This window comes from Paraburkholderia sp. AV2 (assembly GCF_054968425.1).
This window is the reverse complement of the sequence record NZ_JBANLK010000010.1, coordinates 76,186-90,039: the sequence shown is the minus strand read 5'-3', so window position 1 is coordinate 90,039 and position 13,854 is coordinate 76,186. Positions and strand designations below refer to the sequence as shown.

13 protein-coding genes are annotated in these 13,854 nt (G+C 65.4%); 10 read left to right on the top strand and 3 right to left on the bottom strand.

Translation table 11 applies throughout. The annotated features are described in order from the left end of the window. The first annotated feature begins 17 nt into the window (after positions 1–17). The 9 genes from tadA to V8683_RS10165 all read left to right on the top strand — a co-directional run bounded on the left by tadA (position 18) and on the right by V8683_RS10165 (position 8,579). Complete coding sequence (tadA, locus tag V8683_RS10205; protein WP_411190547.1) at positions 18–653, top strand: tRNA adenosine(34) deaminase TadA; 636 nt, start codon at positions 18–20, stop codon at positions 651–653. Beyond that, a complete protein-coding gene (ldcA, locus tag V8683_RS10200) occupies positions 650–1,576 on the top strand; it encodes a muramoyltetrapeptide carboxypeptidase (protein ID WP_411189632.1) in 927 nt (308 codons plus the stop codon). The genes tadA and ldcA overlap by 4 nt, the downstream gene beginning before the upstream one ends. A 306-nt stretch (positions 1,577–1,882) precedes the next feature. After that, positions 1,883–2,605 (top strand): GntR family transcriptional regulator, encoded by a 723-nt coding sequence (locus tag V8683_RS10195; protein ID WP_411189631.1) that lies wholly within the window; start codon positions 1,883–1,885, stop codon positions 2,603–2,605. 263 nt (positions 2,606–2,868) lie between these two features. After that, positions 2,869–4,374 carry an NCS1 family nucleobase:cation symporter-1 gene (locus V8683_RS10190; RefSeq protein WP_411189630.1) on the top strand — a complete coding sequence of 502 codons (1,506 nt, stop codon included), beginning with the start codon at positions 2,869–2,871 and terminating at the stop codon, positions 4,372–4,374. A 30-nt stretch (positions 4,375–4,404) separates the two neighbouring features. Continuing rightward, positions 4,405–5,196 (top strand): aspartate/glutamate racemase family protein, encoded by a 792-nt coding sequence (locus V8683_RS10185; protein ID WP_411189629.1) that lies wholly within the window; start codon positions 4,405–4,407, stop codon positions 5,194–5,196. Positions 5,197–5,465: 269 nt separating this feature from the next. After that, positions 5,466–6,425, top strand: a complete 960-nt coding sequence (puuE, locus tag V8683_RS10180) for an allantoinase PuuE (RefSeq protein ID WP_411189628.1) — start codon at positions 5,466–5,468, stop codon at positions 6,423–6,425. Further along, positions 6,422–6,943 carry a 2-oxo-4-hydroxy-4-carboxy-5-ureidoimidazoline decarboxylase gene (gene uraD, locus V8683_RS10175; protein WP_411189627.1) on the top strand — a complete coding sequence of 174 codons (522 nt, stop codon included), beginning with the start codon at positions 6,422–6,424 and terminating at the stop codon, positions 6,941–6,943. Before puuE ends, uraD begins: the two co-directional genes overlap by 4 nt. 80 nt (positions 6,944–7,023) lie before the next feature. Further along, positions 7,024–8,034 (top strand): allantoicase, encoded by a 1,011-nt coding sequence (gene alc / locus V8683_RS10170; protein ID WP_411189626.1) that lies wholly within the window; start codon positions 7,024–7,026, stop codon positions 8,032–8,034. 20 nt (positions 8,035–8,054) lie between these two features. Beyond that, the gene (locus V8683_RS10165) at positions 8,055–8,579 is read left to right on the top strand and encodes an ureidoglycolate lyase (protein ID WP_411189625.1); all 525 of its coding nucleotides are present in this window, start codon (positions 8,055–8,057) and stop codon (positions 8,577–8,579) included. Between the two features lie 443 nt (positions 8,580–9,022). Here the strand turns inward: V8683_RS10165 and V8683_RS10160 are convergent, their stop codons facing one another. Both V8683_RS10160 and uraH read right to left on the bottom strand, forming a co-directional pair. Continuing rightward, on the bottom strand, positions 9,023–10,216 hold the full coding sequence (locus V8683_RS10160) for a urate hydroxylase PuuD (protein WP_411189624.1): 1,194 nt from the start codon (positions 10,214–10,216) through the stop codon (positions 9,023–9,025). Between the two features lie 141 nt (positions 10,217–10,357). Further along, entirely contained in the window at positions 10,358–10,711 is a 354-nt protein-coding gene (gene uraH, locus V8683_RS10155) for a hydroxyisourate hydrolase (RefSeq protein ID WP_411189623.1), read from the bottom strand. 578 nt (positions 10,712–11,289) lie between these two features. Here uraH and V8683_RS10150 point away from each other — a divergent pair. Next, positions 11,290–12,696, top strand: coding sequence for an 8-oxoguanine deaminase (locus V8683_RS10150; protein ID WP_411189622.1), 1,407 nt, complete (start codon positions 11,290–11,292; stop codon positions 12,694–12,696). Between the two features lie 75 nt (positions 12,697–12,771). On the opposite strand, the gene V8683_RS10145 is transcribed toward V8683_RS10150, so the two are convergent. Further along, positions 12,772–13,704, bottom strand: coding sequence for a LysR substrate-binding domain-containing protein (locus V8683_RS10145; RefSeq protein ID WP_411189621.1), 933 nt, complete (start codon positions 13,702–13,704; stop codon positions 12,772–12,774). Between the last annotated feature and the right edge of the window lie 150 nt (positions 13,705–13,854).

Sequence of the window (13,854 nt, the reverse complement as noted above, 5' to 3'; positions counted from 1 at the left end):
TGAGCGCGTTTCCCGGCCTGTCTGGCGACGCGACCGGCGCGGCCGCCGGCACGCCCGAATCCGGCGACACCGCAGCGGCGGCCGCCGCGGCCCATCTAGATCCCGTCACCGACCGCGACCGCCGTTTCATGCGGCTCGCGCAGTCCGCCGCCGAAGCGGCCCGCGCGGCCGGCGAAGTCCCGGTCGGCGCCGTACTGGTGCGCGGCGACGAGGTGATCGCGACAGGATTCAACCACCCGATCGGTGCGCACGATCCCTCGGCGCACGCCGAAATGGCCGTGCTGCGCGCCGGGGCCGGCGCGTTGGGAAATTACCGATTGCCGGGCTGCGAGCTCTATGTGACCCTGGAACCGTGCCTGATGTGCGCCGGCGCGATCATGCACGCGCGGATCGCGCGCGTGGTGTACGGCGCCCATGACCCGAAGACGGGCGCGTGCGGCAGTGTCGTCGACGCATTTGCGAACCCGCAGCTCAACCACCATACGAGCGTGGTGGGTGGCGTGCTCGAAACCGAATGCGCCGACGCGCTGCGTTCTTTCTTCGCGGAGCGCCGCCGGGCGAGCCGGGCAAGGCGCGCGGCGGCGGCAGGCGAGGCTCAGCCGACGCAAGACCCGGCCGGCTGCGAAGACGACACCTCATCACGATCCCTATGACCACGCATCGCACCATCGAACTGATTGCACCGTCGGGCTATCCGCAGGATCCCGCGGCGGTTCACCGGGCGCTGGCGCGCCTGCACGCCGAAGGACACCGCGTGGAGGGTATCCAGGCGACCGAGCGGCGCTACCAGCGCTTCGCGGGCACCGACGGCCAGCGTGCCGCCGAGCTCAATCGCTTCGCCGATCCGTCGCGCGCGTTGCCGGACATCGCGCTTGCGGTGCGCGGCGGCTACGGCGCCGTGCGGATTCTGCACGGGCTCGACTACGACGGCCTGCAGCGGCGCCTCGCCGGGCAGCCGATCGCATTTTGCGGACATAGCGACTTCACGGCGATCCAGCTCGCGCTGCTTGCGCGCGCGGGGTTGACCACTTTCGGCGGCCCGATGCTGGTGAGCGATTTCGGTGCCGACGAGCTGAGCGCCTTTACGATGCGCCACTTCTGGGACGCACTCTCGCAGCCCGAATTCACGCTCAAGGTGAACGCTCCGCAGGCGCACACCGCGGACGTCTCGGGCACGCTCTGGGGCGGCAATCTGGCGGTGCTGACTTCGCTGATCGGCACGCCGTATCTGCCGCCGGTGGACGGGGGCATCCTGTTCATCGAGGATGTCAATGAACAGCCTTTCCGCATCGAGCGAATGATTTACCAACTGCACCTTTCGGGCATCCTCGCGCGGCAGCAGGCGCTGGTGCTAGGCGAATTTTCGGCCGGCAAGCCGTTCGACTACGACAACGGCTACGACCTGAAGGAGATGGTCGAGCAGGTGCGCTCCGTGGTCGGCATTCCGGTGATCTCCGGTCTGCCGTTCGGGCACGTTCCGGATATGGTGACGCTGCCAGTCGGTGCGCAAGCGGATCTGCACGTGACTGCGCACGGTTTCGAGCTGGCCGTGAGCGGGTATCCGCATCTTGGCTGAAACGAAAGCACGACAGGCGCCTCCGGGCGCTTTTTTTACGGACAAACATGCAACTAACGGTCGTTCTAAATCCGTGCTCACGGATGTTCATGAGACTCTGAAGACTCTAAATTGTTGACAATAAATTGAGCCGATGAAGGGGATGAGATCACTATGTATGTGCATAATTCCCAATATTGATGCGGGAATCACCGGAAATGGGCAAGCCGGAGTAGGTGGCGCCTGGGTAATTTCCCGAGGTTCGTCGATAAAATTGTTGACAATCTTTATGTCCAAACTAGGATAGCAACCATAAAGGCGAGAGACATGCGAAAGAGCGATATGGACGCCGAGACGACTGGCACCAAACCCGAGGCGATCGCCGCGCGCATCCGCGCCGCGATTCTGGAACACCGCCTCCCGCCCGGCGCCAAGTTGACAGAAGCTCAGTTATGCGAAGTATTCGGCGTGAAGCGAGGGCCGATACGCCAGGCGCTGGCGCTCCTCGCCACCGACCATCTCGTGGACCTGGAACCCAATCGCGGTGCGTTCGTCGCGAGTCCGTCGCTTCAGGAGGTCCACGAGGTGTTCGAAATGCGGCGGATCATCGAGTTGGCCGTCGTCGAGCGCATCTGCACCGCGCAGCACGGCAACCGTCGGCTGAAGAGCATCGGCGAGTCGATCCGGCGCGAGCGCAAGGCGTTCGAAGCGCGCGACTTCCCGACCTGGATTCGTCTTTCCGGCGAATTCCATACGGAGCTCGCCACGCTCACCGGCAACACGGTGCTGTGCGACTGCCTGAACGGACTGGTGGCGCGTTCGACGCTCATTTCGGCGCTCTACGAGTCGCCCGGGCGCAGCCCGTGTTCGTTCGACGACCACGAGGAGATCGTCGCGGCGCTGGAAAGCGGACAGGCCAAAGAGGCCGCCGAGTTGATGACGCGCCACCTGCAGGGTGTCGAGTTGCGCATGCTCGACCGGCCAGCCGGCGTGGCGGTGGACCTGCAGGACGTATTCGGCGCGCGCGAGGCGCCGGCTTTGGGACGTTGAGGCGGGACGGGATTGCAGTGACGTGCGGCGAGCGCGCAAGACGCCTCGCCGCACGGGATCAGGGATGAAGGTGGCGGCGCGCGCCTATGCGCGGGCGCCGGGATGGCAGGGTGGCACAGGTGAAAGAGGGCGCGCAATCGCGGCGACCGCCACCGTGCGTGGACCCGGCGGACCCGGCAGGCCATCCGGCAGCGGGCGCGACGCTCCTGCCGTGCGTGTTCGAGCAGATTTTCCGTCGGCGTATTCATCCCCAGGAGCGAGTCATGGCTCAGTTCAGTGCATCACCCGGTAGTTCCGCAATGCCCACCTACGACCAGAGCGAGAGCAGCGAGACGGACACGGCCCGTCTGCCGGACGGCTACAGCGAGAGGCTCTACAACGAAGACCTCGCGCCGCTGCGCGAGCAGACCTGGGGCGCCTACAACATCTTCGCGTTCTGGATGTCCGACGTGCACAGCGTCGGCGGCTACGTGTTCGCGGGCAGTCTCTTCGCGCTCGGTCTGACGAGCTGGCAGGTGCTGGTCGTGCTCATCATCGGCATCTCGATCGTCAATGTGCTCTGCAACCTGATCTCGCGTCCCAGCCAGCGCCACGGCGTGCCTTATCCGGTCGCGTGCCGCGCAACCTTCGGTGTGCTGGGCGCGAATATTCCCGCCGTCATCCGCGGCCTGATCGCGGTGGCATGGTACGGAATCCAGACTTATCTGGCGTCGAGCGCGCTCGTGATCGTCGTACTCAAGTTCTTTCCCCAGCTTTTACCCTATGCCGACGTGCACAAGCACGGCATGTTCGGTCTTTCGTCCATGGGCTGGGCCGGCTTCATGACGCTCTGGGTGCTGCAGGCCCTCGTGTTCTGGAACGGCATGGAGACCATCAAGAAGTTCATCGACTTCGCGGGGCCGGCCGTCTATGTCGTGATGTTCGCGCTGGCGGGCTACATGGTGTATCGCGCGGGCTGGCACAATATCGGCCTGAATCTCGGTGGCGTGAAGTATCACGGCGCCGAAGTCGTGCCCGTGATGATCACGGCGATCTCGCTCGTGGTCTCGTACTTCTCCGGGCCGATGCTGAATTTCGGCGATTTCTCGCGCTATGGCAAATCGCTCAGGAGCGTGCACCGCGGCAACTTCTGGGGGCTGCCCGTCAACTTCCTTGCGTTCTCGCTCGTGACGGTCATCACGACCTCCGCCACGCTGCCCGTATTCGGACAACTGATTACCGATCCGGTCGAAACGGTCGGCCGCATCGATCATCCGACTGCCGTGATTCTCGGCGCGCTCACGTTCACGATCGCCACCATCGGCATCAACATCGTCGCGAACTTCGTTTCGCCCGCGTTCGACTTCTCCAACGTTGCGCCGCGCCTGATCAGCTGGCGCGCGGGCGGCATGCTGGCGGCCGTAGCGTCGATTTTCATCACGCCGTGGAATCTGTTCAACAACCCGGCCGTGATTCACTACACGCTCGATGTACTCGGCGCCTTCATCGGACCTTTGTATGGTGTCCTGATGGTTGATTTCTATCTGGTGAAGCGCGGCCGTCTGGCCGTCGACGAGCTCTATACCGTTTCGCCGTCGGGCGCCTACTGGTATCGCAACGGCGTGAACCGCCGTGCCGTGATGGCGCTGCTGCCCGCGGCGCTGATCGCGATCCTTTGCGTCATGGTGCCGACCCTCGGCGGCGCGGCGAACTTCTCGTGGTTCATCGGCGCAGCCCTCGGCGCGTTGTTTTATCGTGCGCTCACGCTCGGTGCGCGTGCACGTGGTTGACCCCAGAACATGGCAAGAGCAGGAGGCGACATGCGTATCAAACTGATCAACCCGAACACGACCGAGCGGATGACCGCTGCAATGGGCGAGTGCGCCCGCGCCGTGGTCGCGGCAGGGACGGAGGTGGTGGCGGTGAGCCCGACGATGGGCCCGCCGTCGATCGAAGGCTATTACGACGAGGCGCTCGCGACGCCGGGTCTGCTCGCCGAAGTGGAGGCGGGCGAGCGCGAGGGCTTCGACGGTTACGTGATCGCATGCTTCGGCGATCCCGGCCTGTACGCGGCGCGCGAGCTCGCACGCGGGCCCGTAGTAGGCATCGCCGAGGCTGCCATGCACGCGGCGAGCGTGCTGGCGCCGGGCTTTTCGGTCGTGACCACGCTCTCGCGCACCCGCGCGATGGCCTGGCATCTCGCCGAACGCTACGGCATGACGCGTTTCTGCCGCAACGTGCGGGCGATCGACGTGGCCGTGCTCGAACTCGACGAGCCGGGCTCGGCGGCGCGGCGCGCGATTGTCGACGAGTGCCGCCGCGCGCTCGACGAAGACGGCGCCGATGCGATCGTGCTCGGCTGCGCGGGCATGACGAGCCTCTGCGCGCAAGTGGAGGACGCGCTGGCCGTGCCGGTGGTGGACGGCGTGACGGCGGCCGTGAAATGGGTCGAGGCGCTCGTCGCGCTGCGCCTTGCGACGGCCAAGCGCGGCGACTTCGCGCGACCGCTTGCGAAGCGCTACGACGGCGACTTTGCGCGGTTTAGTCCGGGCGCCGGGGCGTCGGGCGATGCGGGCTCCCCGCCGCCCGCGCGGCCGCTGCGCTACGGGTAAACGCGCAACGAGCCCAGAGGCAGGGCAAGCGGGGGGCGGCGCCAGTCATACACCTCGCTTGACCCGTACTATCTGAACGTGCGTATGGGCGCGCCGGGATGATTTGGATACACTGGGCCGATCCTGAAAGCGGGCCGCAACGGCGTCCCGCCGCACCCGTGCACCGCGTTCGCGGCACGTTCGATGCCCCCGCTTTCCGTCGACGCTTTTTGCCGCTTCAGGTTTCGTCGGACAAGCTCATCCACCACCTTTCGATTGATTCGTCCAGCATGGCACTCGATCCCCAATATCCTCGCGATCTGATCGGCTATGGCCGGCACCCGGTTCAGGCCAACTGGCCGGGCAAAGCCCGCGTCGCGGTGCAGTTCGTGCTCAACTATGAAGAGGGCGGCGAAAACTGCGTTCTGCACGGTGACCGTGCGTCCGAGCAGTTCCTCTCCGAGATCGTCGGCGCCGCCGCGTATCCGGCGCGCCATATGAGCATGGAGTCGATCTACGAGTACGGCTCGCGCGCCGGCGTCTGGCGCATCCTGCGCGAGTTCGAGAAGCGCGGCTTGCCGCTTACGGTGTTCGGCGTCGGCATGGCGATCGAACGCCACCCGGAGGCCGCCCGCGCGTTCGTCGAACTCGGCCATGAGATCGCGTGCCATGGCTATCGCTGGATCCACTACCAGGACGTTTCGCCCGAACTGGAAGCCGAGCACATGAAGCTCGGCATGGAAGCGATCGAGCGCGTAACGGGCGAGCGTCCGCTCGGCTGGTACACGGGCCGCGACAGCCCGAACACGCACCGCCTCGTCGCGGAGTACGGCGGTTTCCTCTACGATTCGGACTACTACGGCGACGACCTGCCGTTCTGGATGGACGTGGAAGTCACGGGCGGCAAGACCGCGCCGCAACTGATCGTGCCGTACACGCTCGACACGAACGACATGCGCTTCGCCTCGCCGCAAGGCTTCAACACGGCGGATCACTTCTTCACGTACTTGCGCGACGCGTTCGACGTGCTCTACGAAGAAGGCGCCGAAGCGCCGAAGATGTTGTCGATCGGCATGCATTGCCGGCTGCTCGGCCGCCCGGGGCGATTCCGTGCGCTGCAGCGCTTCCTCGATCACATCGAAAAGCACGATCGCGTGTGGGTCAGCCGCCGTGTCGACATCGCGCGCCACTGGCGCGAACACCATCCCTATCAACCGCAGCACAACGATCACCGCGGGGCCGCCGCATGAAGGCAATGCACTACACCCTCGACCAGTTGAACAACGCCTCGACCGAAGCCTTCGTGGCTGCGCTTTCCGGCATCTTCGAACATTCGCCCTGGGTGGCCGAGGTAGCCGCGGGCCAGCGCCCGTATGCGAGCATCGAGGTGTTGCATCGTACGATGTCGGGTGCGGTGGAGACCGCGGGCGAAGCGAAGCAGCTTGCGCTTATCACCGCTCACCCGGAGCTCGCGGGCAAGGCGGCGGTGCGCGGCGAGCTCACCGCCGAATCGACGCGCGAGCAAAGCGGCGCCGGACTGAATCAGTGCACGCAGGAAGAGTTCGACAAGCTGCAGTCGCTTAACCGCGCGTATCGCGAGAAGTTCGGATTCCCGTTCATCCTGGCGGTGCGCGGCTACGACCGCCACGGCATCATCGCGAACTTCGAATCGCGCGTGAGCAACAGCCGCGCGGACGAACTGCGCGCGAGCCTCGACCAGATCTACCGCATTGCGCGTTTCAGGCTCGACGAGCTGATCGACGCATGAACACCGCGCGCGCCCGTCGACCCGTTCGACGGGTGCAGCGCCTTTTCCGTATCACAGAATAGACACGAAGGAAGACAAAGATGGCACTCCCGACTCTCGACCCGAACGCGCCGGAATTCACGCGCCGCTATGTGAACCTCGCGGACCCGCGTCTGGGCGCGCAGGCGCTCGAGGCGAGCGATGACTTCTTCGCACCGAAGGAGCGCATGCTCAATCCGGAGCCGGCCGTCTTCATCCCCGGCAAGTACGACGACCACGGCAAGTGGATGGACGGCTGGGAAACGCGCCGCAAGCGCACGACGGGTTACGACTGGTGCGTCGTCAAGCTCGCGCGCCCGGGCGTGATCAAGGGCCTCGACCTCGACACCAGCCACTTCACGGGCAATTATCCGCCTGCGGCTTCGGTGGAAGGCGCCTACGTGCCGGAAGGTGCGCCGGGCGCTGCCACGCAGTGGACCGAGATCGTGCCGTCCACGTCGCTCAACGGCAACAGCCACCACTACGTCGAAGTCGCGAGCGACAAGCCGTACACGCACCTGCGCGTGAACATCTATCCCGACGGCGGCATCGCGCGCCTGCGCGTCTACGGCCAGCCCCAAATGGACTGGAACGGCGCGAGCCGCACCGAGCTCTTCGACCTCGCAGCGATGGAGAACGGCGCGTACGTGGTCGCGGCGAACAACCAGCACTTCGGCGTCGCTTCAAACATCCTGATGCCGGGCCGCGGCGTGAACATGGGCGACGGCTGGGAAACGCGCCGCCGCCGCGAGCCGGGCAACGACTGGGCGATCATCGCGCTCGCGCAGCCGGGCATCATCAAGAAGATCGAAGTCGATACGTGCCACTTCAAGGGCAACTATCCGGACCGCTGCTCGATCCAGGCCGCGCGCGTGACGGGCGGCACGGACAGCTCGCTCGTCACCCAGGCCATGTTCTGGCCGGTGCTGCTCGGCGAGCAGAAGCTGCAGATGGATAACCAGCATTACTTCGAAAGCGAACTGGCTGCGATTGGCCCGGTCACGCACGTGCGCCTGAACATCATCCCCGACGGCGGCGTGTCGCGCCTGCGTTTGTGGGGCACGCTGGCTTGAACGCCGGCAGCGAGGCCATCATGAGCGACACCAGAACGACGCTGGCCATCGAGCCGCTCACGCGCGAAACGTTCGCACCGTTTGGCGATGTGATCGAACTCGAAGGCGCGAAACAGATTCCGATCAACCTCGGTACGACGATCCGCTATCACGATCTGGCGGAGGTGGACGTGACGGACGAGGGTGGGCGCACGCTCGTCAATCTGTTCCGGGGGCAGCCGCGCGTGCTGCCGTTCGAAGTGAAGATGCTGGAACGCCATCCGCTTGGCAGCCAGGCGTTCGTGCCGCTCAACGACCGGCCGTATCTCGTGGTCGTGGCGCCGGCGGGCGACCTCGATGTCTCGAAGATTCGCGCGTTCGTTTCGCACGGCTGGCAGGGCGTGAATTACGCGAAGGGCGTCTGGCACCATCCGCTGATCGCACTCGACGAGGTGAGCGACTTTATCGTCGTCGATCGCGGCGGCGATGGGCTCAATCTCAACGAGCAGGATCTGCCGGAGTCGCTCTGGCTGACTGAAGAGGCGATGCGCGCCGCACAGGGCTGAAGTCCGCGTGTTGCGCGAAGAGCGCAATGAAAAATCAAGCCACGGCTCACCAGGCCGTGGCTTTTTTGCATTTGAGGCGTGTACTTCCCGCTTCTTAACCGCGATTCGTAGCAGTGCGCGGCGGATACTCTTTATTCGAACCGTCGCGCTCTGACTCAGGCGCGTTACGAAACCGTGCTTGCCCCGCTCAGATTGCAAGCCGATGTAGTGAGCCTGACCTGTGCGAAACCGGGCTCATCAATATGCCGTGCTATGTGCCGCGTAATGAGATAGCGTCAACAGCACGGGTGCCGACCAGAATACGGCGGCCGACGCAACACCGGTACGTGGATCGGGCAAAGCGGTCGAGGCCGACACAACAAAAAAGCCCGAAGCGCGATGCGCTTCGGGCCTTCGATTTCCGCACGGCGCGCGAGGGACATCTCACGTGCCGCGTACGGTCTTTACTTCTGCGCACCACCGTCAAACCACGCAGCAAGCTTCTGCCGCTCGTCATCGGTCATATGCGTGACATTGCCCAGCGGCATCGCCTTCATCTGCACGGCTTGCTGGTAAATGCGCTGGGCGTTCTGCGAAATCTCGTCCGGCGTATCGAACATCACGCCTGCGGGCGCCGCGCCCATCAACGTCGGGTGTGCCGAGTGGCACGCCGCGCAGCGGGCCTGCAGGATCGGCTGGATGTCGCCGACCTTCAGCGTCGGGGCGTTCGCGGCTTCGGCCTGCGGCACGACCGGGCGCGGCAGCGTCCAGACGAGCGCGACGAACATCAGCGCGACGCCGCCGAGCGGCAGATACCAGAGCACGTGGCCGCGGTGGCGCATCACGAAGAACTGGCGGATCAGCGCGCCGGCCAGCATGATCACGACGAGAATGGCCCAGTTGTACTCGTGCGCATAGGTCATCGCGTAGTGGTTCGACAGCATCGCGAATACCACCGGCAGCGTGAAGTAGGTGTTGTGCACCGAACGCTGCTTGCCGCGCTTGCCGTAGATCGGGTTCGGTTCCTGGCCCTTGAGCATCGCGTCGACCATCTTGCGCTGGCCGGGGATGATGACGAAGAACACGTTCGCCGACATGATCGTGGCGAGCATCGCACCCATGATCAGATACGCGGCGCGGCCCGAGAAGATGTGGCAGGCGAGGTACGCGGCGATCACCACGTAGATGCCCACGCACACGCCGAGCAGCTTGTCTTTCGTGCCGAGCAGGCGGCACAGCGAGTCGTAGACGATCCAGCCCGCGGCGAGGAAGCCAAGCGCCGAGAAGACCGCGACGACCGGGCCCATGTCGAGCACGGTCTTGTCGATCAGATAGGTGTTCGGCGCGAACAGGTAGAGCACCGTGAAGAGCGACGCGCCGGAGAGCCACGTCGTGTACGACGGCCACTTCGACCAGTGCAGGTCGTCGGGCATTTCGGGCGGCGCGACAGTGTACTTCTGCATGTTGTAGAAGCCGCCGCCGTGCACGTGCCACAGCTCGCCAAACACGCCGCGACGGCGCTGGTTCGGGTCCGTAGGCGGTTTGAGGCTGTTGTCGAGCGCGACGAAGTAGAACGATTCGCCGATCCATGCGATCGCGGCGATGACGTGGAACCAGCGCAATGCGAGGTTCAGCCAGTCGGTGATAAAGCCTTCCATGAAACTCCTCCACTCCTGAATCGTTGCGCGCGTAAGCCCCAGGGCGCTACGCGCGGACTGCGGGGTCCGGCGCCTTTACCCAGGCGCCGCCGGTCCTTGATGTCCGGGAATTATTGTTGGGTTTGCGGGCGTCGCCGGGCTTCAGCTGCCGCGGTACGTGCTGTACGACCACGGCGAGACGAGCAGCGGCACGTGGTAGTGGGCGGCCGTGTCGGCAATGCCGAAGCGCAGCACCACGCGGTCGACGAAGCGCGGCTCCGGCACCTTCGTGCCGAGCGAGGCGAAGTAGTCGCCCGCGTGGAACACGAGTTCGTATTCGCCCGTGGCGAGCGAGGCACCTTCGAGCAGCGGCTCGTCGCAACGGCCGTCATGGTTCGTCGTGACGGTTTTCAGCGCGCGGCGCGTATCGCCCGAGAGCGCAAAGAGTTCGACCTTGATGCCCGAGCCGGGACGGCCGTTGGCCGTGTCGAGCACATGGGTAGTGAGCTTGCCCATTCGCAGTTTCCTTGTGTCTTGCTTGTGATAAATGCGCGAAATTTCAGCGGTAGCCCGATCCGATCCCATCCCATGCAGCATGGCGGCGGATCGAGGCTCCACATCAGCAGTGGCTACATACCCGTCGGCGGATCGAAGCGAGCGCCGTGACCGCATTTTAAGAACGATCGAGGCTTCAGCGCATGACCGATAAGAAAGATAATGCCCGCAGCATGAGAGCCGCGCCGCAGCAGCGTTTCCGGCCGGCACCGGGGGAGGGTTCGCCCTGGTTTTGCGGCGCAAAAAACCGCTCCCGGTCATCGTACCGGCGCCAAAATTCGACCTTTATATGGCTGCGCTGAATCCGGGTATCGCGCCTGCGTGAATTGTCAGCGAAATTTTGGCCAGGGAAGGTAGCGGACATGCGCAGCGCGTGCTGCGCGTCCCGAAGACGGCGATGATGCCGGGTAACCGGGCCAGCGGCGTCCATGTTCGGGACGCGTCGGCACCCGGGCACCCGGAATCGCTGGCGTGTGCGGCACGGACGTCTGATTCACATGCCGCGGGCAGAACTTGCACCGCGGCACGGATACGTACGAATGACGGAGCGAACAGACACGATGGAACGCACACTCGAGAAAAGCCGCGGCAGGACGCTGCTGGTCAGGAACGCCGATGTGCTGGTGACGATGGATGGCGCGCGGCGCGAGATCCGCGGCGGCGGCCTCTACGTGGAGGACAACCGGATCGTCGCGGTCGGCGCGGCGGACGAACTGCCCGCCACCGCCGACGAAGTGCTCGACCTGAGCGGGCATCTCGTGATGCCGGGACTCGTCAACACGCACCACCACATGTACCAGAGCCTCACGCGCGCCGTGCCCGCCGCGCAGGACGCCGAGCTTTTCGGCTGGCTCACGAATCTCTACAAGGTCTGGGCGAACCTCACGCCCGAGATGATCGAGGTCTCGACGCTCACGGCCATGGCCGAACTACTGCTTTCGGGCTGCACGACTTCGAGCGATCACCTCTACATCTATCCGAACGGCAGCCGTCTCGACGACAGCATCCGCGCCGCGCAGCAGATCGGCATGCGTTTTCACGCGAGCCGCGGCAGCATGAGCGTCGGCCAGAAGGACGGCGGCCTGCCGCCCGATTCGGTCGTCGAGACCGAGGACGCGATTCTGGCCGACACCCAGCGCCTCATCGAGACGTATCACGACGAGGGCCGCTACGCGATGCTGCGCGTCGTGGTGGCGCCGTGCTCGCCGTTCTCGGTGAGCCGCGACCTGATGCGCGAATCGGCGACGCTGGCGCGCCACTACGGCGTTTCCCTGCACACGCATCTCGCGGAGAACGTCAACGACATTGCCTACAGCCGCGAGAAGTTCGGCATGACACCGGCCGAGTATGCCGAGGATTTGGGCTGGGTGGGCCGCGACGTCTGGCACGCGCACTGCGTGCAGCTCGACGAGCACGGCATCGGCCTCTTCGGGCGCACCGGCACGGGCGTCGCGCATTGCCCGTGCTCGAACATGCGGCTCGCTTCGGGCATCGCGCCCGTCAGGAAGATGCGGCTCGCCGGCGTGCCGGTGGGGCTCGGCGTGGACGGCTCGGCGTCGAACGACGGCGCGCAGATGATGGCGGAGGCCCGCCAGGCGATGCTGCTCGCGCGCGTGGGCTTCGGGCCCGATGCGATGACGGCGCGCGAAGCGCTCGAAATCGCGACGCTAGGCGGCGCCCAGGTGCTCGGCCGCGACGATATCGGCGCGCTGGCACCGGGCATGGCGGCGGACTTTGTCGCGTTCGACCTGCGCCAGCCGCAGTTCGCCGGCGCGCTGCACGATCCCGTGGCGGCGCTCGTGTTCTGCGCGCCGTCGCAGGTCGCGCTTTCGGTGATCGGCGGGCGGGTCGTCGTGAAGGAGGGCATGCTGCAGACGGTCGAACTCGGACCCGTCATCGAGCGGCACAACTGGCTCGCGGCGCAGCTCGTTCAGTCGGCACGGTAGGCCTAAAGCCGGGCCGCACAGCCGGGCCGCAAAAAAGCAGGCGGCGGGCGGCGTGGCTGCCCGGCCGCGCGAAGGTCAGGGTTTGTCGATCAGCGTCTTCGTCGCTTCGGCGACGAGGCTGCGCAACCAGCGTACTTCGTCGGAGTAATGACAGCGTTCGTGCCACAACTGGTAGTACTGCATCGGCGGGAAATCGAGCGGCGCGGGGACGACCGTGAGCGGCAGGAAGCGCGCGTAGTGATCGGCGAAGAGGCGCGTGGTCGTGAACACGAGGTCCGACTTGACGAGCACGTAGGGCGCCAGATTGAAGTACGGCAGCGTGACGACCACGTGGCGCTTGAGGCGCTCGCGCGCGAGATGGACGTCGATGGCGCCGCGCTGGCCGACCGAGTAGGGCGTGGGCGCCAGGTGCGGCGCGTTCAGGTACTGGTCGAGCGTGAGCCCGCCGCGCTTGGCGAACGGGTGCGTGCTGTTCATCAGGCAGACGATCTGGTCGACGAACAGGTTCGAGAGGTGCAACTGCTCGGGCGGCTCGGGCCAGTTGCCGATGACGATGTCGAGCTTGCCTTCTTCGAGCGCGAGTTCATAGTCGAAGGCGGGGCCGAGCGAGTGGAATTCGAGCGTCGCGTTGGGCGCGGCCTGGCGGAAGCGCTCCACCACGGTCGGCACGAACAGGACGTTCAGGTAGTCGGGGCAGCCGATGCGGTAGCAGCGGATCGACGTCGCGGGATCGAAATTGTGCTGCTGGAAGCGGATGCGCTCGATTTCGCGCAGCGCGTTCTGCACCGGTTCGAGCAGGCGCAGCCCGTATTCGGTGGGCACCATGCCGGACTTGCCGCGCACCAGCAGCGGGTCGCCGGTGATGTCGCGCAGGCGGCGCAGCGCCGCGCTGATCGCGGGCTGCGACTGATTGAGCTTGACGGCTGCGCGCGTGACGCTGCGCTCCATCAAGAGGGTGTGCAAGACGCGCAATAGATACGTGTCGATCGCCTCGCGTTGCTGACTCATGAACTCTCCGGATTATATGTTCTGGCTGATCGTCGGGCTTTGTGGGTATATGGTTTTTAATATGAACTGAGGGGGCCGTCAAGGGAGGCTTTCCCGAGAAGCGCCGTGTGGCGCGGCTCAGACGGATTTTTGGCGGCTCGACTCACGCGC

What these genes read in the sequence shown, in the direction of transcription:
- ldcA (WP_411189632.1), top strand. Translation starts at nt 650, where the DNA reads ATGACCACGCATCGCACCATCGAACTGATTGCACCGTCGGGCTATCCG.
- V8683_RS10195 (WP_411189631.1), top strand. Translation starts at nt 1,883, where the DNA reads ATGCGAAAGAGCGATATGGACGCCGAGACGACTGGCACCAAACCCGAG.
- V8683_RS10190 (WP_411189630.1), top strand. Translation starts at nt 2,869, where the DNA reads ATGGCTCAGTTCAGTGCATCACCCGGTAGTTCCGCAATGCCCACCTAC.
- V8683_RS10185 (WP_411189629.1), top strand. Translation starts at nt 4,405, where the DNA reads ATGCGTATCAAACTGATCAACCCGAACACGACCGAGCGGATGACCGCT.
- puuE (WP_411189628.1), top strand. Translation starts at nt 5,466, where the DNA reads ATGGCACTCGATCCCCAATATCCTCGCGATCTGATCGGCTATGGCCGG.
- uraD (WP_411189627.1), top strand. Translation starts at nt 6,422, where the DNA reads ATGAAGGCAATGCACTACACCCTCGACCAGTTGAACAACGCCTCGACC.
- alc (WP_411189626.1), top strand. Translation starts at nt 7,024, where the DNA reads ATGGCACTCCCGACTCTCGACCCGAACGCGCCGGAATTCACGCGCCGC.
- V8683_RS10165 (WP_411189625.1), top strand. Translation starts at nt 8,055, where the DNA reads ATGAGCGACACCAGAACGACGCTGGCCATCGAGCCGCTCACGCGCGAA.
- V8683_RS10160 (WP_411189624.1), bottom strand. Translation starts at nt 10,216, where the DNA reads ATGGAAGGCTTTATCACCGACTGGCTGAACCTCGCATTGCGCTGGTTC.
- uraH (WP_411189623.1), bottom strand. Translation starts at nt 10,711, where the DNA reads ATGGGCAAGCTCACTACCCATGTGCTCGACACGGCCAACGGCCGTCCC.
- V8683_RS10150 (WP_411189622.1), top strand. Translation starts at nt 11,290, where the DNA reads ATGACGGAGCGAACAGACACGATGGAACGCACACTCGAGAAAAGCCGC.
- V8683_RS10145 (WP_411189621.1), bottom strand. Translation starts at nt 13,704, where the DNA reads ATGAGTCAGCAACGCGAGGCGATCGACACGTATCTATTGCGCGTCTTG.